Source organism: Curtobacterium sp. RIT-PI-V, assembly GCF_025642935.1.
Classification (GTDB): domain Bacteria; phylum Actinomycetota; class Actinomycetes; order Actinomycetales; family Microbacteriaceae; genus Curtobacterium.
On record NZ_JANZKM010000012.1, the window covers coordinates 15001 to 36067 of the forward strand.

Annotated in this window: 20 protein-coding genes; 6 read left to right on the forward strand and 14 right to left on the reverse strand. The window is 70.4% G+C overall.

All coding sequences use genetic code 11. The annotated features are described in order from the left end of the window. Positions 1 to 6: 6 nt before the first annotated feature. Genes OGL88_RS09165 through OGL88_RS09175 form a run of 3 tightly spaced genes read right to left on the reverse strand, consistent with a single transcriptional unit; the run spans position 7 to position 2917 of the window. Positions 7 to 1050 carry a 1-phosphofructokinase family hexose kinase gene (locus OGL88_RS09165; protein WP_263054880.1) on the reverse strand — a complete coding sequence of 348 codons (1044 nt, stop codon included), beginning with the start codon at positions 1048 to 1050 and terminating at the stop codon, positions 7 to 9. After that, on the reverse strand, positions 1047 to 2030 hold the full coding sequence (locus OGL88_RS09170) for a transketolase family protein (protein ID WP_263054879.1): 984 nt from the start codon (positions 2028 to 2030) through the stop codon (positions 1047 to 1049). Before OGL88_RS09170 ends, OGL88_RS09165 begins: the two co-directional genes overlap by 4 nt. Further along, positions 2027 to 2917: a transketolase gene (locus OGL88_RS09175; RefSeq protein ID WP_263054878.1), complete on the reverse strand. Its 891-nt coding sequence runs from the start codon at positions 2915 to 2917 to the stop codon at positions 2027 to 2029. Before OGL88_RS09175 ends, OGL88_RS09170 begins: the two co-directional genes overlap by 4 nt. A 122-nt stretch (positions 2918 to 3039) precedes the next feature. Here OGL88_RS09175 and OGL88_RS09180 point away from each other — a divergent pair, with 122 nt between their 5' ends. Then, complete coding sequence (locus tag OGL88_RS09180; RefSeq protein WP_263054877.1) at positions 3040 to 3825, forward strand: IclR family transcriptional regulator; 786 nt, start codon at positions 3040 to 3042, stop codon at positions 3823 to 3825. After that, positions 3818 to 4588 carry an IclR family transcriptional regulator gene (locus OGL88_RS09185; RefSeq protein ID WP_263054876.1) on the forward strand — a complete coding sequence of 257 codons (771 nt, stop codon included), beginning with the start codon at positions 3818 to 3820 and terminating at the stop codon, positions 4586 to 4588. The genes OGL88_RS09180 and OGL88_RS09185 overlap by 8 nt, the downstream gene beginning before the upstream one ends. Before the next feature lie 48 nt (positions 4589 to 4636). Here OGL88_RS09185 and OGL88_RS09190 read toward each other — a convergent pair whose 3' ends face one another. From OGL88_RS09190 to OGL88_RS09235, 10 genes are all read right to left on the reverse strand, one after another. Then, the gene (locus tag OGL88_RS09190; protein ID WP_111085108.1) at positions 4637 to 6142 is read right to left on the reverse strand and encodes an NAD-dependent succinate-semialdehyde dehydrogenase; all 1506 of its coding nucleotides are present in this window, start codon (positions 6140 to 6142) and stop codon (positions 4637 to 4639) included. After that, a complete protein-coding gene (gene iolD / locus OGL88_RS09195) occupies positions 6139 to 8055 on the reverse strand; it encodes a 3D-(3,5/4)-trihydroxycyclohexane-1,2-dione acylhydrolase (decyclizing) (protein ID WP_263054875.1) in 1917 nt (638 codons plus the stop codon). Before iolD ends, OGL88_RS09190 begins: the two co-directional genes overlap by 4 nt. 24 nt (positions 8056 to 8079) lie before the next feature. Then, positions 8080 to 8919: a 5-deoxy-glucuronate isomerase gene (iolB, locus tag OGL88_RS09200; protein ID WP_263054874.1), complete on the reverse strand. Its 840-nt coding sequence runs from the start codon at positions 8917 to 8919 to the stop codon at positions 8080 to 8082. A gap of 101 nt (positions 8920 to 9020) precedes the next feature. Next, positions 9021 to 9899, reverse strand: a complete 879-nt coding sequence (locus tag OGL88_RS09205; protein ID WP_263054873.1) for a sugar phosphate isomerase/epimerase family protein — start codon at positions 9897 to 9899, stop codon at positions 9021 to 9023. Further along, positions 9896 to 10906 (reverse strand): inositol 2-dehydrogenase, encoded by a 1011-nt coding sequence (gene iolG, locus OGL88_RS09210; RefSeq protein WP_263054872.1) that lies wholly within the window; start codon positions 10904 to 10906, stop codon positions 9896 to 9898. The genes OGL88_RS09205 and iolG overlap by 4 nt, the downstream gene beginning before the upstream one ends. 55 nt (positions 10907 to 10961) lie before the next feature. Continuing rightward, positions 10962 to 12014, reverse strand: a complete 1053-nt coding sequence (locus OGL88_RS09215; protein WP_263054871.1) for a Gfo/Idh/MocA family oxidoreductase — start codon at positions 12012 to 12014, stop codon at positions 10962 to 10964. After that, entirely contained in the window at positions 12011 to 12913 is a 903-nt protein-coding gene (locus OGL88_RS09220; protein ID WP_263054870.1) for a sugar phosphate isomerase/epimerase family protein, read from the reverse strand. Before OGL88_RS09220 ends, OGL88_RS09215 begins: the two co-directional genes overlap by 4 nt. Then, positions 12910 to 14130: a Gfo/Idh/MocA family protein gene (locus OGL88_RS09225; RefSeq protein WP_263054869.1), complete on the reverse strand. Its 1221-nt coding sequence runs from the start codon at positions 14128 to 14130 to the stop codon at positions 12910 to 12912. The genes OGL88_RS09220 and OGL88_RS09225 overlap by 4 nt, the downstream gene beginning before the upstream one ends. An 84-nt stretch (positions 14131 to 14214) precedes the next feature. After that, positions 14215 to 15237 carry a LacI family DNA-binding transcriptional regulator gene (locus OGL88_RS09230; RefSeq protein ID WP_263054868.1) on the reverse strand — a complete coding sequence of 341 codons (1023 nt, stop codon included), beginning with the start codon at positions 15235 to 15237 and terminating at the stop codon, positions 14215 to 14217. A 21-nt stretch (positions 15238 to 15258) separates the two neighbouring features. Beyond that, on the reverse strand, positions 15259 to 16737 hold the full coding sequence (locus OGL88_RS09235) for a sugar porter family MFS transporter (RefSeq protein ID WP_263054867.1): 1479 nt from the start codon (positions 16735 to 16737) through the stop codon (positions 15259 to 15261). A 236-nt stretch (positions 16738 to 16973) separates the two neighbouring features. Here OGL88_RS09235 and OGL88_RS09240 point away from each other — a divergent pair, with 236 nt between their 5' ends. The 4 genes from OGL88_RS09240 to OGL88_RS09255 all read left to right on the forward strand — a co-directional run bounded on the left by OGL88_RS09240 (position 16974) and on the right by OGL88_RS09255 (position 20165). Then, complete coding sequence (locus OGL88_RS09240; RefSeq protein ID WP_263054866.1) at positions 16974 to 17966, forward strand: substrate-binding domain-containing protein; 993 nt, start codon at positions 16974 to 16976, stop codon at positions 17964 to 17966. Further along, positions 17963 to 19003, forward strand: coding sequence for an ABC transporter permease (locus OGL88_RS09245; protein ID WP_263054865.1), 1041 nt, complete (start codon positions 17963 to 17965; stop codon positions 19001 to 19003). The genes OGL88_RS09240 and OGL88_RS09245 overlap by 4 nt, the downstream gene beginning before the upstream one ends. Further along, complete coding sequence (locus OGL88_RS09250; protein WP_263054864.1) at positions 19003 to 19899, forward strand: ATP-binding cassette domain-containing protein; 897 nt, start codon at positions 19003 to 19005, stop codon at positions 19897 to 19899. Before OGL88_RS09245 ends, OGL88_RS09250 begins: the two co-directional genes overlap by 1 nt. A gap of 92 nt (positions 19900 to 19991) precedes the next feature. Then, positions 19992 to 20165: a hypothetical protein gene (locus tag OGL88_RS09255; RefSeq protein WP_263091210.1), complete on the forward strand. Its 174-nt coding sequence runs from the start codon at positions 19992 to 19994 to the stop codon at positions 20163 to 20165. Between the two features lie 22 nt (positions 20166 to 20187). Here the strand turns inward: OGL88_RS09255 and OGL88_RS09260 are convergent, their stop codons facing one another. Further along, positions 20188 to 20994 (reverse strand): N-acyl homoserine lactonase family protein, encoded by an 807-nt coding sequence (locus tag OGL88_RS09260; RefSeq protein ID WP_263054862.1) that lies wholly within the window; start codon positions 20992 to 20994, stop codon positions 20188 to 20190. Positions 20995 to 21067: the final 73 nt, after the last annotated feature.

Genomic DNA, 21067 nt, shown 5'->3' on the forward strand with positions numbered 1-21067 from the left:
ACGGCGTCAGCCGGTCGCGGCGAGCGAGTCGACGCGCAGCCAGGTGGAGTGGTCGGTGTGGTGCGGCGGGCGGAACGGCTGAGCGCCGTCGCCGCGGGTGGCCGGGGTGGCGCGGAGCGCAGCACCCCGCTGGGCGACCGCTGCAGCGCCCCAACGGACTGCGAGTCGCGCGGCGGCCGACGGCGTCGCGCCGTCCGACTCGGCGGCGAGGTACCCGGCGAGTGCCGCGTCACCGGCCCCGGTCGTGTCGACGCAGTCGGTCGCGACCCCGGGGACCAGTTCGTGTCGGTGGGCATCGACGAGGAGCGCCCCGGCGGCACCCATCGTGACGAGCGCGCGTCGTGCGCCCCGCGAGAGGAGGGCGCGCGCTGCACGCACCGTCTCGTCCACCGTCGTGACGGGGTGTCCGACGGCCTGCGCGAGTTCGTCGACGTTCGGCTTCACGAGGTCGACCGGCGCGAGCGGGTCGAGCACCGCCGTCAGCTGGTGGCCGGGGACGTCGAACGCGACCGACAGTCCGACGGCCCGAGCCGCGACGACGAGCGGGAGCACGTCGACGAGGTGGTCGCCACCGGCGACGGCCGGGATGCACCCAGTCACCACGAGCCATCGGGCGTCGGTGTCCAGCGTGGTGCGGAGCACGGCCACGGTCAGCGTCGTCCACTGCGCACGTGTCAGCGGGGCCGGGGCCTCGTTGACGTTCGTGGTGACGCCGTCCGCCGCGGTCACGACGGTGTTGACCCGGGTGCGCACGCCGAGGTCCACCGGCGTCAGGCCGGAGTGTGCGTCGTCGTCGAGGGGCGCGAGCGCCTCCGGCGACAACGGGGCGACCGCGTGCGACGCCGCGCCGTGCGCGAGGAGCGCACGGGTGACGTTCACGCCGTTGCCCCCGAGTGTCTCGGTGACGGTGTGGGCGCGGTGCACGGTCCCGCCCCGCAGGGTGTCGACGGAGTACGTCCGGTCGATCGCGGGCGCCGGGGTGAGCGTGACGATCGTGCGTCCCGTCCGGGTCCCCGTCCACGCCGCAGCGTCCGGACGTACCGTGCTCATGCGGCGACTCGCTCCCCGAGGACGGCACGGATGCGGTCCGCGACGCGCTCGACCGAGAGTCCGTACTTGTCGAGCAGGAAGTCGTTGGAGCCCGACTCGGCCCAGGAGTCGACGAGCCCGACCTTGTGCAGGCGGGCCCCGCTGGCGTGGCCGGCGAGGACCGCCGCGACGACGTCACCGAGTCCGCCGACGACGTTGTGCTCCTCGACCGTGACGACCTGGGCCGCGCCGTCGAGCAGCGCCCAGAGGGCGTCGTCGTCGAGGGGCTTGATCGTCGGCACGTGCACGTGTCGGACGCGGTGTCCCTCGGCCTCGACGGCGGTGATCGCCTCGACGGTGCGGGAGGTCTGGACGCCGGTCGAGACGACGGTGACGTCGGGTCCGGTCCCCGCGTCGCGTTCGTTGCCCTCGCCGTGGTCGTAGCCGTCACGCAGCAGCACGGGCGCGCCGATGCGGAACGCGTAGCTACCGTCGAAGACGTCGGCGACCGCGTCGCGGGCGAGCCGGAGGTACACGGGGCCGTCGTGGTCGGCGGCCCAGCGGATCATCGCGGCGGCCTCGGTCTCGTCGGCCGGCGCGAGGACGGTCATGTTCGGCAGCGCACGCATCACCGACAGGTCCTCGATGTCCTGGTGGGTCTTGCCGCTCGCGCCGTTGAGCAGCCCGGTGTACGCGGCGGCGAGCCGGACGGGGGCCTTCGTCTGGGAGACGAGCATGCGCACCTGGTCGAGCGCGCGGTTCGTCAGGAAGACCCCGAACGACGACAGCCAGGGGCGGTAACCGAGGGTCGACATGCCGAACGCGATCCCGACCATGTTCTGCTCGGCGATGCCGGCCTGGACGAACCGGTCCGGGTGGGCCTCGGCGAACGTGACCGCCATGGTCGAGGTCGCGAGGTCGCCGTCGACGACGACGATGCGGTCGTCGGTCCGTGCGAGTTCGGTGAGGGTGTCGCCCCACACTGCGCGCTGCGCCTTCATGCCAGGGCCTCCGTCTTCTGGTCGATGAGCAGTTCCGTACGGGCGGTGTCGAGCTGCTCCGCGGTGGGGACGCCGTTGTGCCACTTGAACGTGGCGCGGGTGAACGAGACACCGTTGCCCTTGACGGTGTGGGCGATGATCGCCGTCGGCTTGCCGGTCGCGCCGCGGGCGGCATCGACCTCGGAGTACGCGTCGAGGATCTCCTCGAAGTCGTGGCCGTTGATCTCGATGATGTTCCACCCGAAGCCGCGGAACACGGCCGGGAGGTTCACGTGCCCCATCGGTTCGCTGCGGTCGTAGCGGTCGTGCTCGCCGGCCGGCCAGCCGTACTGCTGCAGACCGTTGAGGTCGACGATCGCGGTGAGGTTGTCGAGGCCGTAGCGGGGGGCGTGGATGACGGTCTCCCAGACCATGCCCTCCTCGATCTCGCCGTCGCCGAGCACCACCCAGGTGTGGAAGTCCTTGCCCTGCATCTTCGCGGCGATCGCCATTCCGGAGCCGGCGGAGAGTCCCTGCCCGAGGGACCCGGTGGAGGAGTCCACCCCCGGCGTGAGCTTCATGTCGGGGTGCCCCTGGAGTCGGGAGTCGCCGTGGTCGAAGGTGGCGAGTTCCTCGACGGGGAAGTACCCCCGGAGGGCGAGCACCGAGTAGAGCCCGATCGCCGAGTGCCCCTTGGACAGGATGAACCGGTCGCGGTCAGGGTCCTGCGGCTGCTCCGGGTCGATCCGGAGCTGGTGGAAGTAGAGGGCGACCATCAGGTCCATGGCGGACATCGGGCCACCGATGTGCCCCGCCTTGCTCGTCGCGACCGTCTCGAGGACACGCCAGCGTCCTTCTCGGGCGACGGTCTCCAGGTGTTCGACGTCTCTCGCGTCGTTGCGTGTCACGGCGACTCCTTCGTTCTGCGGTGGTGGCATCAAACTATCACTCTGTGAACGACATGTCTACTGCGTGAGATTAGCGGAACGAGCCGACGAAGCCGGCGTGGTCGGCGTGGGAGGATGACGACATGGCAGACGGCGCCTCCGACGACGGTGGGATCGAGATCCTCAGCAAGGCCGGCGCGATCATCGACGCGCTGGCCGAGACCGAGGCCCTGACGGTGAGCGCGCTGGCGGACGCGGTCGGGGAACCCACGTCGTCCACCTACCGCCTGCTGCAGAGCCTCATCGCGATGGGCTGGGTCGACGCCGCCCCGGCCCGCGGCACCTACCGTCTCGGGCTCGCCTGCATGCAGATCGGCGGCGTCCTGGAGGACTCGCTCGACATCCGCGGGCTCGCCCTGCCCCGGATGCGCGAACTCCGCTCGAGCGCCGGCGTCGCTGCACTGCTCTGCTACCGCCGGGGCACGCGTGCCGTGTGCGTCGAACGCCTCGAGGGCCACGACGTCCGCTCCGTGGCGATGCAGGTGGGCGACTCGCTGCCGCTCCACGTCGGCGGGGCGCCCCGCGCCCTCCTGGCGTTCCTGGCCGCCGGCGAACAGCACGCCGTGGTCGACGAGCTCCTGGCGACGCCCGACCTGCCGTACGCCGTCCCGTCCCGGGGCGCGCTGCAGGCGGAGCTCGAGGCGACTCGATCGCGCGGGTACGCCCGGTCCGACCAGGACGTCACGATCGGCATCGCCGCCTTCGGCAGTCCCGTCTTCAACCACCGCGGCGAGCTCGTCGCCGCGGTGTCCATCAGCGGGCTGCGAGAACGGCTCGTCGACCGCGAGTCCGAGCTCGCGGACCTGGTGATGTCCACCGCCGCCGCGATCAGTGCGGACCTGGGGTACGACGGAGGTCGACGTGGCTGACCGGAAGCCGATGCGCGTGCTCGCCAACTCGATGGCGGTGGTCGAGGCCCTCGCCGAGCGCGGGGACCTCTCGCCCGCTGAACTCGCCGAGGCGACGGGACTCCCCCGCCCCAGCGTCTACCGGTTCATCGACGGACTCCGGGCCGTCGGGATGGCGACCACCACGGACGAGAACCGTGCGCGCCTCAGCGTGAAGTGGTTGCACCTTGCCGACGCCGCACGGGACGCCATGACCGAGTGGTCCAGCGCCCGACGGATCCTCGACGACCTCGCCGAGCGCACCGAACAGACCGCGTTCCTGACCGTGCCGCGCGGCGACGAGGCCGTGTGCGTCGACTGGGCGCCCGGTCGAGGCATCGGCGTCCTCACCCTGGCACCGGGCCGGTCCCTGCCACTGTACGCCGGGGGCGCCGGTCGCCTCGTGCTCGCGTACGCCCGTGACGTCGACGAGTACCTGGCCGACGGGCCCGAGCGTCGACCGCTGACGAGCGCGACGATCGTCGACGCCGACGCGCTCCGCGAGGACGTCGAGCGCACGCGGTCCCAGGGGTTCACACTGTCGCTCGACGACGCCACGATCGGGATCGGCGCGCTCGCGTTCCCCGTGCTCGGGTCCGACGGGGCGCTGATCGGGTGCCTGTCGGTCGCCGGCCGGTCGGTCGATGTCCGCGAGCGCCAGCAGGAGTTCACCGACGCCGCGCGTGCGGCCGTCGCGGAATTGACGAGCGGGGCCACCAGCGAACTGGCGACCCCGCTGTCCTGACGCGCACGCCGTGCCGTCGGCGGGCCCGGGCCTGCGGTGGCGCGAGCGCTACCAGCTCACGGCGATGTACTGCGACTCCATGTACTCCAGGAGCCCCTCGGCGCCGCCCTCGCGGCCGATGCCCGATTCCTTCATCCCGCCGAACGGCGCCGCCGGGTCGGACACCAGACCACGGTTCAGCCCGACCATGCCGGACTCGATCCGTCCGCTGACCCGCAGGCCCCGAGCGAGGTCCTGCGTGTACACGTACGAAACCAGGCCGAACGGGGTCCCGTTCGCGAGCCGGACGGCGTCGTCCTCGGTGCGGAAGGTGACCACGGGCGCGACCGGCCCGAAGATCTCCTCCTTGAGGATGCGCGCGTGCTCCGGCACCCCGGTCAGCACGGTCGCCGGGTAGAACCAGCCGGGGCCGTCCGGGGACGCTCCGCCGGTCAGCACCGTGGCGCCGTCCTCCTTCGCGCCGTCGACGAGCCGGGCGATGTCGTCGCGGGCGGTCTCGTTCACCATCGGGCCGAGCTGGACCTGCGGGTCGAGGCCGTCGCCCGTCCGGAGCGCGCCCATCGCCTCGGCGAGACGTGCCGAGAACGCATCGGCGATGCCCTCCTGCACGTAGAAGCGGTTCGCCGCGGTGCAGGCTTCGCCGCCGTTCCGCATCTTGGCGATCATGGCGCCGGCGACCGCCTCGTCGAGGTCGGCGTCGTCGAAGACCACGAAGGGTGCGTTGCCACCGAGCTCCATCGACGTGTTCACGACGGACTCCGCGGCGAGCTTCATGAGCTTCACGCCTACTTCGGTCGATCCGGTGAACGAGAGCTTCCGGGCACGCGGGTCGCGCACCATCTGCTCGACCACGGTGCCGGAGGACCGGCTCGGCAGCACGTTGAGGACACCGGCCGGCAGGCCCGCCTCGGCGAAGAGCGCGCCGATCGCCAGGGCGGTCAGCGGGGTGTCGCTCGCCGGCTTCAGGACCGTCGTGCACCCGGCGGCGAGGGCCGGTCCGATCTTCCGGGTCGCCATCGCCGCGGGGAAGTTCCACGGGGTGACGAGGATCGCGATGCCGATCGGACGGTGCTCGACGAGGATCTTGTTCGTGCCACCCGGTGCGGTCTGCAGCGCACCCGGGATCCGGACGGCCTCTTCCGCGTACCAGCGGAGGAACTCGGCGGCGTACAGGACCTCGCCGCGGGCGTCGGCGAAGACCTTGCCGTTCTCCGCCGTGATGAGCCGCGCGAACCAGTCGGCGCGCTCGACCATCAGGTCGTACGCTCGCGACAGCACCTCGGATCGCTTCCGGGGCGGGGTCGCGGCCCAGCCGGCGGCAGCGTCCGCCGCGGCGTCGACGGCCGCCTGGGCGTCGTTCCGGGTCCCGCTCGAGACGGTGGCGATGACGCTGCCGTCCACGGGGTCGTGAACGTCGAACGTCGCGCCGTCGGACGCTGCGCGTTCCACCCCGCCGATCAGGAGGCCCGTGGGGACGCCGGCGGTGATGCTCGCCCGGTCGGTCGTCGAGTCCACGGCGTCGATGGCGTCGCGGACGTCGGTCACGTCGGTCATGAGTGCTCCAGTTCTCGGACGCGGGGTGCGGGCTGCGTCAGGTAGAGGCGCTGCTCGCGCTTGTGCTCGTCGTAGGTGGCACGGGCGTCCTTCGTGCTGTCGAGGGTCGAGACCTCGGCGACCGGCACGTCCCACCAGGCACCGGAGCCGCCGAAGCGACCCTGGGCGTCGACACGGACGTACACGACGCTGGTGCCGTCGTGTGCACGGGCCGCGTCGAGCGCGGAACGGAAGGTGTCCGCGGTGTCGGCGGAGAAGACCTCAGCACCGTAGCTCGCCGCGTTGGCGACGAAGTCGACCTCGAGCCGGCGGCCGTCGTGTCGGAGTGCCTCACCGCGCTCGTTGAAGCGGGTGCCGAACGTCTGCGAGCCGAGGGTCTCGGACAGTGCAGCGATCGAGCCGTAGCCGAAGTTGTCGACGATGACGATGGTCATCTGCAGGTGCTCCTGCACCGCGGTCATGATCTCCTGCGACATCATCAGGTACGAGCCGTCACCGACGAGCACGTGCACGCGCCGCTCGGGTGCGGCGAGCTGTGCCCCCACGCCACCGGCGACCTCGTAACCCATGCACGAGTTGCCGTACTCGATGTCGTAGCCCTTCGGGCCGCCCGGACGCCACAGGCGGTGCAGGTCGCCCGGCATCGAGCCTGCGGCGTTGACCACGACGTCGTCGGGCTCGGCCGAGGCGTTGAGGAGCCCGAGCATCTCGGCCTGGGACAGCGTCGGGCTGTCCTGGACCTCGACGATGCGGTCGACCTCGACACGCCAGTCCGCGGCCGCCTGCTCGTTCGCGGCCGCGACGTCGGCGTCGAGCGTGAAGCCGTCGAGCGCGGCGCGGAGCTCAGCGAGCGTCTCGCGGGCGTCGCCGACCAGGGGGATGCCGGACTCCTTGAACGCGTCGATCTCGGCGACGTTGATGTTCACGAACGCCACGTCGGGGTTCTGGAACATGGTGTTCGAGGCCGTCGTGAAGTCGGTGTAGCGGGTCCCGATGCCGATGACCACGTCGGCGTCGTTCGCGATGGCGTTGGCGTACGCGGATCCGGAGGAACCGAGTGCGCCGAGGGCGAGCCGGTGGTCCCAGGGCATGCCGGCCTTGCCCGCCTGCGTCACGCCGACGCCGATGCCGGTCGACTCGGCGAAGCGTACGAGCTCCTCGGTCGCCTCGGAGTACACGACGCCACCACCGGCGATGACGACGGCCTTCTTCGCACCCTTGATGAGCTCGGCCGCACGCTGGATCGCCGCGGTGTCGGGACGGTTGCGGGCGACGTGCCAGACCCGCTCGGAGAACAGCGTCTCCGGGAAGTCGAACGCCTCGGCCTGCACGTCCTGCGGCAGGGCGATGGTGACGGCGCCGGTGTCGGCCGGGCTCGTCAGCACGCGCATCGCCTCGAGCAGGGCGGAGGGGAGCTGCTCCGGCCGGCTGATCCGGTCGAAGTACCGCGACACCGCACGGAACGAGTCGTTCGCTGTGACGTCCATCGCGTACGGGTGCTCCTGCTGCTGGAGCACCGCGCCGGTGGACCGGGTGGCGAAGGCGTCCGACGGGAAGAGCAGGACGGGGATGTGGTTCACCGTCGCGGTACCGGCACCGGTGACCATGTTGGTCGCGCCGGGGCCGATCGAGGTCGAGACGGCCAGCGCGCCGAGGCGGTTCTTCGTCTTCGCGTAGCCGGTCGCGATGTGGACCATGCCCTGCTCGTTGCGGCCCTGGTAGTAGGGGAACACGTCCTGGTACTGCAGGAGCGCCTGTCCGAGCCCGGCGACGTTGCCGTGGCCGAAGATGCCGAACGCGCCGCCGAAGAAGGACTGCGTCACCCCGTCACGTTCGACGTACTGGGCCTGCATGAACTCGACGATCGCCTGGCCCACCGTGAGGCGGCGGGTCGGCTGAGGGTGTTGCGCCATTGCGAACTTCCTTTTCGTGGTGGGTCAGGGGCGGACGGGGACGAACGGCACACGCGGATCGGTGCCGAGGGCTTCCCACTTGGCGCGGGCCGGGGCGAGCGCGGGGTCCTCTGCGGCCTGCAGGGTGCGCTTCGGCGCCGGGCCGGCAAGGACGTTCAGGTAGTAGAGGTCCTGGTCGTGGGCGGCCACGGTGGTGTGGTACCCCCAGGGGATGAGGCAGATGTCGCCGTCCCGGACGGGGACGTCGAGGTCGAAGTCACGCTCCGGGCTGTAGACCCGCTGCAGCGCCCACCCGTTCTCCGGGTCGCGGAGACGGTAGTAGTAGACCTCCTCCAGCTGCGCTTCGCCGTCGATGTCGTGCTCGTGCTTGTGCGGCGGGAAGCTCGACCAGTTGCCGCCCGGGGTCCACACCTCGACGATGTGCAGGCGGTCGGCCGGGAAGTCGGGTGACATCGGCGTGGAGACCTGCCGCGTCGCGTTGCCGGCACCGCGGGTGGCGGATCCGACGTCGCCCGGCGTGACCAGGACGACCTCGTGCTGCTCGGTGGCCGGCGCGGTCGCGATGGCCAGTTCGGCTCCGGGGGTGGCGGTGATCGTCACTCCGGTGTCGCGCGGGACGGAGAGCGTGTGCCCGAGTCCGTCGAAGACGGTGTCCCGGCCACCGAGGCGGTACTCCTCGCCGGCGACCGTGAGGACGAGGTCGCCGTGCAGGTTCACGAACGCCCGCTCGTTGCCGTCGGCGGGCAGCTCGACCGTCTCGCCGTCGCCGAAGGTCTTCACCTGGAAGGTGATGAACTCCCAACCGGCGATCTCCGGAGTGATGACGTCCCATGCGCCGTGCTTGAGCACCTGCGGGTCGACCATGTTGTGATCCTCTCTGCGTCGTTGCGTTCGGATGGGGAGAGCATACAGCTTTTCTCGCTTGGCGGACGAACCGTCCGCTGTGAGAAAAGCGGTCAGGCGAATCAGAACCCGGCTTCAGCGAGCCGGATGCACCGCAGGGTCGTGTCCCGTGCAGCGTCCAGGGCGTCGGCCAGCGACTTCGCGCGGTGCTCGATCGAGAGCATCTCGACGCCCCACGGGCCGGACCAGCCAACCCGGGCCATCGTGCGGAAGAAGCCGACGACGTCCTGCGCGCCCTCGCCCGGGTAGCGCCGGTTGTCCCGGGTGTCCTCGAACAGGGTGCGGCCAGCCTCGGGCAGGGCGTCCGCGTCGTTGACCTCGACCCCGACGACCGTCGTGGGGTCAAGGGTGCGTCGGAGCTCGTCGAGCGAGGTCCCGGCGCGGAAGACGTGCCAGGAGTCGACGACCAGGCCGGCGTGGGGATGGTCCACCGCCCCGACCAGTTCGGACCCCTGCGGCAGCGAGGAGATACCGGCGAAGGGCAGCGGCTCGAGCGCGAGTCGCGTGCCGATCGCCGCGGCCTCGTCGGCCAGCCGGCGGAACGGTCCGACGTAGGGCTCGACCGAAGCGAGCGTCGGCGCCGGAGGCGGAGCGATCTTCACCATCGGGCTGTCGAAGGCCTGCGCGGCGTCGCGGAGCAGGCCCCATCGGGCACGCCACGGCGCGTCCGACGGGTCGCGCCACCAGTCCTTGACGAGTTCGACCTCGAGGTGACCGATGCCGAGGCGGTCGGCATGGGCCCGGAGCGCGTCGAACCCGATCGTGTCCCGGACGACCTCGAGGTCGTCGACGACGAACCCGAGCCCGGTGAACCCGGCGTCAGCCACGGCACTGACCCTGTCCCGTGCCGAGAACGAGCTGCGCTCCGACGTGCCGTCCGGCACCGCGGTCCCCGACGTCGTCCAGCAGGTGGCGACGAGGTCGTGGCTGATCCCGGTCATCGCGACAGGTCGACCGCGACCGATCCGCCCGTGCGGGCCGACCGGTCGGCGGCGTCGGCGAGGACGAGCGCGGCACGGCCGTCCTCGAACCCGGGGCTGCGGGAGGGTTCGCCCCGCACCGCCTTCAGGAACTCGACGACCTCGAGCCGGTATGCCTCCGCGTACCGTTGCAGGAAGAAGTTCTGGTACGGCTCCAGTGCCTCGACAGCGTCGACACCCCAGTGCCGTACGAGCGTGTCGGTCTGGTTGCCGACCTGCAGGAGCCCCTCGGACCCGAAGACCTCGAAGCGCTGGTCGTACCCGTACGCCGCGTGCCGCGAGTTCGTGATCACCACGAGTTCGTCGCCCGCACCGCGGAGGGTGACGACCGCGGAGTCGAAGTCGCCGAGTTCGCGGGCCGTCGCACTGAACGTGTTCGCGCCACGGGCGGTCACCTCGACGATGTCCGGCACGAAGAAGCGGGCCATGTCGAGGTCGTGGATCGTCATGTCACGGAAGATCCCGCCGGACGACGCCAGGTACCCGGCCGGTGGCTCGGCGGGGTCGCGGCTCGTGATGAGGACCTGCTCCAGCGTGCCGATCTCCCCCGCGCTCACCCGGCGGTGCAGTTCGGCGAAGTGTCGGTCGAACCGCCGGTTGAAACCGAGCACGATCGGGACGGTGGCGGCCGCGGCCTTCGCGCGGAGCCGGTCCACCCGCTCGAGGTCGAGGTCGATCGGCTTCTCGCAGAGCACCGGAACGCCCGCGTCGATCGCGGCGTCGATGAGGTCGACGTGGGTGACCGTCGGTGCCGCGATGATGACCGCGTCGACCTCGCCCGAGGCGAACACCTCGGCCGGGTCGGTGCTGACCGCGCCGCCGTACTCGGCGGCCGTTCGCTCGGCGCCCTCGACGAACGGGTCGCAGACCCACGCGAGCTCTGCGTCGTCGATGGCGGCCACGCTCATGGCATGGACCTGTCCGATGCGCCCGGTGCCGAAGAGGCCGATCCGGATCTGTTGCGCCATTGCAATCTCCAGGTGGTGTTGGTCGCGTGGTCTACGCGGTGGTGGTCCGCGTGGTCTACGCGGTGGTGGTCCGCGTGGTCGACGCGGTACTGCGCGGTCGCACGGGACGACCGGTGTGGAACGATTCGGCAGCGGCTTCGGCGAGCGCGGTGGCGACGAGACCGGCGGCGGGCGGGGTGAGGCTCTCCGACTCACCACGGATCATCCGTACGAAGTGCGCGATCTCCTCCTCGAACGCCGGGACGAAGCGGTCGCCAAAGGTGTCGTACGGGTTCACCGGGGCGATGCCGCCGGGCTCGGTCGACGTGATCGGCGTGCGCGGTCCGTAACCCGCGCCGAACGCGCCGTTCGTCCCGGTGACCTCGAGCCGGACGTCCTGGCCGGCGTCGCTCCGGCGGAGCGCCCCGATGCTGCCGACGGCACCCGAGGCGAACCGCAGGGTCACCATCGCGGTGTCGGTGTCCTGGTGGTCACCGTAGACGGGCTCGTCCAGGACGGACCCGATCATCGAGATCTCGACGACGGGGTCGCCGACGACCCACGGGATGATGTCGAAGTCGTGGACGAGCAGGTCGAGCCACATGCCGTGCGACTGCGGGATGTAGTCCACCGGCAGCGCGTGGTGGTCGTTCTCGGTCGCCTGCACGAGTCGCAGCGTGCCGACGTCACCGTCGAGGACGTGCTGCCGCAACCGCTGGTAGCCCGGGTCGTAGCGGCGGTGGAACGCGACCATGATCGGGGTCCCCGTTGCGTCGAGGTCGCGGGACAGCTCGGTGAGCTCGTCCACGCCGAGTGCGAGGGGCTTCTCGATCAGGAGCGGGGTGTGCGAGTCCGCGACGACGCGGGCCAGGTCGGCGTGGGTGTCCGTCGCCGACGCGACGAGGACGCCGTCGAGCGAGGGCAGGACGTCCGTGAGGGGATCGACGGTGGTCGACACCGATGCCCAGCCGGTCTCGCCACTGCGCTGCGCGTCGAGCCGGGTGCGCACGACCTCGGTCCGGCCGGCGTCGCGACCGACGAGGACGACCTCGTCAACGCCCGGGGTCCTGGCGAGGTTCCGCGCGTGCATCGCGCCGATGCGGCCGAGGCCGGCGACACCGACCCTCACCGGGTGACCTCGGCGCCCTCGAGCTCGGCGACGAGGGCACGGACGAACTCGACGCTCGCACGGGCGTCCTCGATCGGGCCGGTCCCGGGAGCGGGCTCCTCGAGCACGACCTTGTCCTGCTCGAGGACGATCCAGCCGTCGAAGCCGGCCTCGACCATGCTCGTCAGGATCGCGCGGATGTCCACGTCGCCCTGTCCGACGGGTCGGTAGAGCAGGTCCGCCTTGATTGCGTCGAAGTAGCTGATCTCGCCGTCTGCCACCCGCTGCGCACCCTCGAGGGACACGTCCTTGAGGTGCATGTACGCGATGCGGTCGCTGTGGTCGGCGGCGAAGCGGACCGGGTCCGTGCCACCGAGGAACAGGTGTCCGGTGTCGAAGCAGAACGGGATCGTCGATCCGGCGAGCACGGCATCGACGTCGTCCTTCGTCTCGACGACGGTCCCGACGTGCGGATGCAGGGTCGCTGTCACGCCGACCGCCGCCGCCGCCTCGGTGATCCGGTCGAGGTTGGTGAACAGCGTCGCCCACTGCTCGTCGGTGAGCGGCTCGCGCTGAGCGTCGTAGCCGGTCTGCTCGCTGTCCGCGCAGACCACGAGCACGGTCGCCCCGGAGGCCGCGTAGTCGGCGAGTTCCTGTTCGATCCGGGGCAGCGGGTCGGTGCCGGGCTGATGGGCGATGACCGGCACGAAGCTGCCGATCGCCGTCATGCCGAACTCGGCGAGCCGGGCCGCCTTGTCCTCGGGCGTCGGGGGCAGGAACCCCTGGGCGCCGAGCTCGGTGGCCTCGAAGCCGAGGGACGTCATCTCGGCGAGGACGCGCTCCGGCGGCAACTGGTGGCCCCAGCCGTCGACCTCGCTGACGCCCCAGGAGATCGGTGCGGTCGCGATGCGGAGGCTCATGCGCGCACCCCCTCGGTGACGGCGGCGGTGTTGGCGGTGGTGCCCGGTTCGACGGGCAGGTCGACCCACAGACCCGACTCCGCCGATTCCTCGGCGGCGCTCAGCACGCGGGCCGAGGCGACGGCGTCGTGGATGTTCGACCCGGTGGCCTCGCCGCCGGTGGCCGCGGTGAGGAACTTCGCCGCCTCGATCACCTTGAGGTCGTCGTATCCCATGCTCGTGCCGGAGCTCGGCTGGAACCGGGAGTAGTCGGGGAAGTACCCGTCGGCGAACGCGCGGGTGTAGCCGACGTGCTGCCCGGTGCGGGCGAGGGCCACCTCGAGCTCGTTGAGCCGCTCGAAGTCCCAGCGGACCGACCCCTCGGTGCCGAAGACCTCGAACGCGTACTCGGACCGGGGGCCGACCGCGATGCGGGAGGCCTCGAGGTTGCCGATCGCGCCCGCGCCCACGGCGGAGTCGCCGAACCGGACGAGCATCGTTGCGTAGTCCTCGTTCTCGACGGGGAGCAGCTTGCCGGCGTCGGGCGTGCCGGGGAGCCCGGGCCGCTCAGTCAGGTAGGTGCCGGTCGCGGCCGAGATCGAGCCGATCGGGCCGAGGACGTAGTGCATGAGGTCGACGAGGTGCCCCATCAGGTCACCGAGGACCCCGCTGCCCGAGGTCGCCCGGACGAAGCGCCACGTCAGCGGGTCCTCCGGGTTCGAGGAGAAGCCGCCGAAGAACCGGCCGCGGACGTTCGTGATCCGGCCGAGGGAACCGTCGAGGACGAGCTGGCGTGCGTGTTGCACGGCCGGGACGTGCCGGTAGTTGAAGCCGATCGTGGTGGCGACACCGGCGGCGTCGGCGGCTGCGGCGACGGCTTCGGTCTCGGAGGCTCCGCGGCCGACGGGCTTCTCGATCCAGAACGGCTTGCCGGCCTCGGCCGCGGCGATGCCGATCTCGGCGTGCAGCGAGTTCGGGGCGCAGATCGACACGACGTCGACCTCGGGGTCGGCCAGGACTTCGCGGTAGTCCGAGACGACCTTCTCGTAGCCGAGGACGTCCTTCGCGTGGTCGCGACCGGCGGGTGCGACGTCGGCGGCGACGACGAGTCGGGGACGGAGCCCGAGCTCCGGGTAGACGAGCGGGAGGAGGGCGTAGGAGCGCGAGTGGAGGCGCCCCATCCAGCCGACGCTGATGAGGCCGACTCCGACTGAGCGGGGTGCGCTGTTCTCTGCCACGGGTGCTCCTTTGCTTCCTGGCGAGGATTTTGAACCGGTCCAAAATCTGGACCGGTTCAATGTACGACCGCGGTTTCGCCGATGTCAACCTCGGCGCAGTACTGACGACGACCGGACCCGGAGCGTCGGCGCGATGAGCACCTCGCCGGGGTTCTCCTCCGAGAGCAGGAGTTCCGCGGCACGTCGCCCGATCGCCGCGTTGTCCGGGTCGACGGACGTCAGGTCCACTGCCCCGAGCGCCGCCAGGTACGTGTTGTCGTACCCGGTGACCGCGACCGAGCCGGTGAGCCCGCGCTGCCGGACGGCCGCCGTCACGCCGATCGCGGCGAGGTCGTTCACGGCCGTGATCGCCGTCGGCGGTTCGTCCCGGCCGAGCAGCTCGAGGGCCGCTCGGTACCCGGCAGCCTCGGAGAAGTCGCTCTCGGCGACCAGCCCTCCGTCGAGCCCGTGTTCGTGGACCGCTGCACGGAAGGCCTCCACACGCCCGGTTGCTACGCGGCCCCCGGCTCCGCCCACGTGCCCGATGCGCCGGTGCCCGATGTCGACCAGGTGGTCGACGACGAGCCGGATCCCGACCTCGTCGTCCCCGCGGACCGTTGCAGCACCGGCGAGCCGACCGGGCCGTGCGCTGGCGATCACGATGCGGGCGGCGCCCATCACCTGCACGACCCGGTCCATGGTCGGCACCGACCCGACGACGATGAGCCCGGACGGCTGCAGGTCACCGAGCATCGCGACCGCGTCGAGGTCGAGGCGCGGGCGTGACGAACCGTTCGGCAGCACCGCACTGGTCATCAGCCCGAGGCGACCGCCCGACGCCAGGGACACCCGCGCCGCGTCGACGACCTCGGCGAGCACGGGGTTCCGCGAGTCGGCGACCAGGATCCCGACGAAGTCGTCCCGGGCGCCGTTGAGCGAGCGCGCCACCCGGTTCGGCCGGAACCCCAGCACGTCGGCGGCGTCGAGGATCCGGGCGAGGCGCTCGGGGCTGACCGAACCTGGTGAGCTGAACGCGAGCGACACGAGCGACTTCGACACCGCCGCACGGTCGGCGACGTCCCGCATGGTCGCGCGCCGCCCCGCTGTGGTGGACCCGTCGTCAGCCATGCTCCACATCTTGCAGCACGGTCACCGCTCGTCGCGACCGGCCCGCTTCGCCTTGCCCTTGATGGTGTCGATGTAGATCGCACCGGTCGTGACCTCCTCCTCGAGCTTCTCGAGCGACCAGCCTCGGGTCTCCGGTACCTGCGTCACGATGAACGCCAACGCGATGGCACCGATCACGGCGAAGAGGAAGAACGTTCCGGTGATGCCGACGCCCTCGATGAGCGACGGCACGTAGAGGGCCAGGACACCGTTCATCAGCCAGCCGGCGAACGCCGCGATGCCGGTCCCGAGGCCGCGCATGTTGAGCGGGAAGATCTCGGCCAGCCACACCCAGACCGCGATGTTGAGGCAGGACTGCATCGACAAGACGAAGGCGCAGATCAGGAACAGGAGCACGTAGGGGCGGATCGGGTTGCCGTCCGGGATCACCAGGGACGACACGCCGATCAGGATGTGGCAGGTCGTCGTCAGGGAGAGCCCGAGGATGAACGTCTTCCGACGGTCCACGCGGTCCATGTTCCGGAGGGCGATGAGCCCGCCGACGACCGCGAGGATGCCCGGGGCGATGTTCGCGATGAGTGCGGCGTTCGCCCCGAACCCGGACTCGATCAGGATGCGCTGGCCGTAGTACATGATCGAGTTGATGCCGGTGACCTGCTGGGCGATGGCGACGCCGCACCCGATCAGGACGATGCGGATGAGCCAGCGACTGGACAACAGGGCCTTCAGCCCGTTCAGGCGGGTCTCGCTGGGCTCCTCGGCCGTCACCCGACGGATCTCCTCGAGCTCGGCCTCGGCACGGCCCTCGTTGCGGACGGTCTTGAGGATCGCGAGCGCCCGTTCGTCGTGACCGTGCTCGACGAGCCAGCGCGGGGACTCCGGCATCCGGAGCATGCCGATGAACAAGGCGGCGGCCGGGATCGCGCAGATGAAGAACATGACGCGCCACACGCCACCCTCGTCGCCGAGGACGATGCCGATGATCGCGTTGATGACGAAGGCCGCGAGCTGCCCGCTCACGATCGCGAGCTCGTTGCGCCCGGTGATCATGCCGCGGATCTCGAGCGGCGCGAGTTCTGCCAGGTACACGGGGACGACGATCGACGCGGCGCCCACCGCCAGGCCGACGGCGATGCGTCCGGCCAGCAGCACCTCGAAGTTCGGCGAGAACACCGCGAGCAGCGTGCCGCAGAAGAAGAAGACCGCCATCACGAGGATCGTGGAGCGCCGGCCGATGCGGTCGGACACCGGGCCGCCGATCAGCCCGCCGACGGCCGCAGCGAAGACGAGCGACGAGATCACGACGCCGAGCCCGATGTCGTCGAGCCCGAGCTGCGACTGGATCGAGATCTCGGCACCGTTGCTGACGCCGGTGTCGTACCCGAACAGCAGGCCGCCGAGGCAGGCGACGACCGAGATGAGGCCGATCCGCTTCCGGTGCGGTCCCGTCGTGAGGGGTGGGAGTTCGAGCGCTCCGCGCGGTTGACCCTGTCCCGACATGCTGACTCCTTCGTCATCGACTCCCGCGGTTCTCACACTGCGGACGGACTGTTCACAGGGTAACAGTGACCGCCACCCTGATCCACTCTTGTGGACCATGGCGATTCGTTATACCGTACGCCGGACAGACAACCCGTCAGGTGAGAATTGGCAAAGTCGCTGGCTCTCAGACAGCTCCTCGGCGGAACCGTCGAACCCGTGCACCACAGCGGAACCACTGGACAAAGGAGTCTTCCGTGAAGCGCATCTCTGCAGTCATGGGCATCACCGCCGCGCTCGCGGCGGGTGCCCTCGTCGTCGCCGGTTGTTCCTCGCAGGGGGGTCGTGTCGCATCGAGCGACGACGACTCGTCCGGCGGGACCAGCAAGGGCTCCGGCCTCACCATCGCCCTCGTCACCCACGCCGCCCCCGGCGACACGTTCTGGGACATCGTCCGGAAGGGTGCCGAGGACGCCGCGAAGAAGGACGGCGTCAAGCTCCTCTACGCCTCCGACCCCGACGGGTCCAAGCAGGCACAGCTCGTGCAGCAGTACACCGACCAGAACGTGGACGGCATCGCGGTGTCGCTCGCGAAGCCGGACGCGCTGAAGAGCTCGGTGCAGGCAGCCGAGAAGGCCGGGATCCCCGTGGTGTCCTTCAACTCCGGCAGCGACGCCTACTCGGCCCTCGGCATCCTGGCGCACTTCGGACAGGACGAATCGGTCGCCGGTGAAGCGGTCGGCAACGAGCTGGAGAAGCAGGGCCTGTCGAAGCCGATCTGCGTCATCCAGGAGCAGGGCAACGTCGCACTCGAAGCACGGTGCGGCGGCATCAAGAAGGTCCTGCCCGACACCGAGACGCTCTACGTCAACGGCACCGACAACAGCGCCGTGCAGTCGACGGTGACCGCGAAGCTCCAGGCGGACAGCGACGCGGACGTCGTCGTGGGGCTCGGTGCCCCGTACACCGCGGTGATCCTCAAGGCGGTCAAGGCCGCAGGCAGCGACATCAAGGTCGCGTCGTTCGACCTCAACGCATCGCTCGCCAAGAGCATCAAGTCCGGCGACGTCCTGTTCACCGTGGACCAGCAGCCGTTCATGCAGGGCTACGAGTCGATCGACTCGATCGTCCTCTACAAGCAGGGCGGGTTCGTCCTCGGTGGCGGCAAGCCGACCTTGACCGGACCGGCCATCGTCGACTCGTCGAACATCGGCAAGGTCCTGCAGTACGCCGAGGACGGTCTGCGGTGACCGCCGCAGGGCTCGTCCTCGCGGGTGACGAGCGGCTCGCCGCCCGGAGCCCCGTCCGGAAGCTCCTCGGCCGCCCCGAGGTGGGTGCGGTGGTCGGCGCGATCGCGATGTTCGTGTTCTTCGCCGTCATCGCCCCGGTGTTCGTGCAGCCCGACTCGATCTCGACGGTCCTCTACGGTTCGTCGACCATCGGGATCATGGCGGTCGGTGTCTCGCTCCTCATGATCGGCGGAGAGTTCGACCTCTCCGCCGGCGTCGGGGTCATCTCCTCCTCGCTCACCGCGAGCCTCTTCGCCTGGTACTTCTCCACGAACGTCTGGGTGGGCGTGTTGCTCGCGCTCGTCTTCTCGCTCGGCGTCGGCTTCGTCAACGGGTGGATCCTCGTCCGGACGAAGCTCCCCTCGTTCATCGTCACCCTTGCGACGTTCCTGATGCTCGCCGGCCTGAACCTCGCGGTCACCCGCCTGGTGTCCGGCTCGGTGTCGACGCTGGACGTCTCGCAGCTCGACGGCTTCGCGCTGGCGGAGCAGATGTTCGCCGCCGACGTCCCGGTCTTCGGCATCACGGTGAAGATCACCGTGTTCATCTGGATCGCGCTCGTGATCATCGCCTCCTGGGTGCTCCTCCGCACCCGGGTCGGCAACTGGATCTTCGCCGTCGGCGGGGACGAGAACGCCGCCCGCGCCGTCGGTGTCCCGGTCACGAAGACGAAGATCGGCCTGTTCATGGGCGTCGGCTTCTGCGCCTGGATCGGCGGCATGCACAACCTGTTCGCCTTCAACGTCGTGCAGTCCGGCGAGGGTGTGGGAAACGAGTTCCTCTACATCATCGCCGCTGTCATCGGCGGCTGCCTGCTCACGGGCGGCTACGGATCCGCGGTCGGCGGTGCCATCGGCGCCCTGATCTTCGGGATGGCGAACAAGGGCATCGTCTATGCGCAGTGGAACCCGGACTGGTTCAAGTTCTTCCTCGGGCTCATGCTGCTGCTCGCCACCATCATCAACCTCATCGTCAAGAAACGAGCGGAGCAGAAGTGATGCCCGAAGCCGCGAACCCCACCACGCAGGTCGTCGAGGTGCCGGTGTCGGAGACGTCCGACACCGTCGCAGGCGCACCGCACCTCATCGCCCTCCGGGACGTCGGCAAGCACTACGGCAACGTCATCGCCCTGTCCGACATCACGATGGACGTCGACGCCGGCCGCGTGACGTGCGTCCTCGGCGACAACGGCGCCGGCAAGTCGACCCTGATCAAGATCATCGCCGGGCTCCACCAGCACGACGCCGGCACCTTCTCGATCATGGGCGAGGACCGGAAGCTCTCGTCGCCGCGAGATGCCCTCGACGCCGGCATCGCCGCGGTCTACCAGGACCTCGCGGTCGTGCCGCTGATGCCGATCTGGCGGAACTTCTTCCTCGGCTCGGAACTCCGGAACCGGCTCGGCATGCTCGACGTCCCGGCGATGAAGCGCATCACCAAGCAGGAGCTGCTCGACATGGGCATCGACCTGCGCGACGTCGACCAGCCCATCGGCACCCTGTCCGGTGGTGAGAAGCAGTGCGTCGCGATCGCCCGCGCCGTCTACTTCGGCGCGAAGGCGCTCATCCTCGACGAGCCGACCGCCGCGCTCGGCGTGAAGCAGTCCGGTGTCGTGCTGAAGTACATCCTCCGGGCCCGCGACCGCGGTCTCGGCGTCATTTTCATCACGCACAACCCGCACCACGCCTACCCCGTGGGCGACCGCTTCCTGCTGCTCCGTCGCGGCAAGAGCATTGGGTACTTCGAGAAGAGCGTCATCACCCTGCCGGAACTCACCGGCATGATGGCCGGCGGCGCCGAGCTCGAAGAGCTCGCGCACGAACTCGAGCAGGTCGGTGGGCAGTCCGAGCGCATCGAGGAGATCCGCGCAGCGGAGGTCGTCCCCGGCGCGTAGACGGACGGACCGCACGCGGCCCGAGAACGGGCAACAGACGAAACGGGAGGCCCGTGGGGACATCGCCACGAGCCTCCCGTTTCGTCCCACTGGTGGTCCACCGCAGCCTCGTGCACTACCTGCATGTGCACGAGGACAAGCAGATGCGCGGGTTGCGCCCCGATTCCGAGTACGTCGAACCGGCCGTCGAGGTCTCCGCGATGCTCGCCGACGCCAGCCCCAGACACGACCACTACCCGGATGCGTACCACCGCCACACGCTCTGAGCGGGAGGGCGGACCGGGACCGTCACAGCGCCGACTGAGGCGACCACGCGTGCCAGCCCGGGTCGTGTCCGGGCCAGACCTCGACCCCGTCCATGGCGGCGAGGTCGGCCAGCCGCTCGACGGCCCGCTCAGCGAGCCCCTCGCCGTCCGGGCCACCGGTCCAGCCGCAGGGGATCCGCTCGACGACGTTGCGCTCCAGGTCGGCCGCGTCGCAGGCGAGCACGACCGATCGCCCGGGCAGGTCGACGCGGAACGACTGGTGCCCCGGCGTGTGCCCGGCGGTGTCGAGCGCCGAGAACCCGGCGGCGAGCACCGTGTCGCCGTCGACGAGCCGCACGTCGACGTCGGCACCGAGGACGTCGGACGGGATCACCGTCTCCCGACGACCCGCGCCGGCCTGCAGCCAGTCCCACTCCCGCCGCTGCAGCACCACGGGCGTGCCCGCCGGGGCGAGCCGGAGCCCACCGGTGTGGTCGAGGTGGACGTGCGAGAGCGCCGAGAACCCGAGGTCGGCCCAGTCGAGCCCAGCTGCGGCGATGCCCTCGGCGAGCGCGTCGCCCGGTGGGACGACGGCGGTGTAGCTCTCGTAGTCGTAGTACTGCTTCCGCAGCGTCGGATCGCGGACGACGTCGAGGTTGAAGCCGCCGTCGATGAGCGCCCAGCCGTCCGCGAAGCAGACCGCAGCGGCCGTGACGGGTTCGAGCAGGAAGCGCGCCGGGTCTCCGCCGCGGAGCGACACGGATTCCGGGATCGGCTCCCACCCGAGCACGAGCGGCACGATCCGGCTCGGGGGTCCGCCGAGGTCGAACAGCGGGGCGGAGTCGGGCATCCGTTGCACCTCTCGTCAGGTTGGATACAATCTAGCCCAATGCGAATCCATCCTGCAGGAGTTCCGGGAGGAA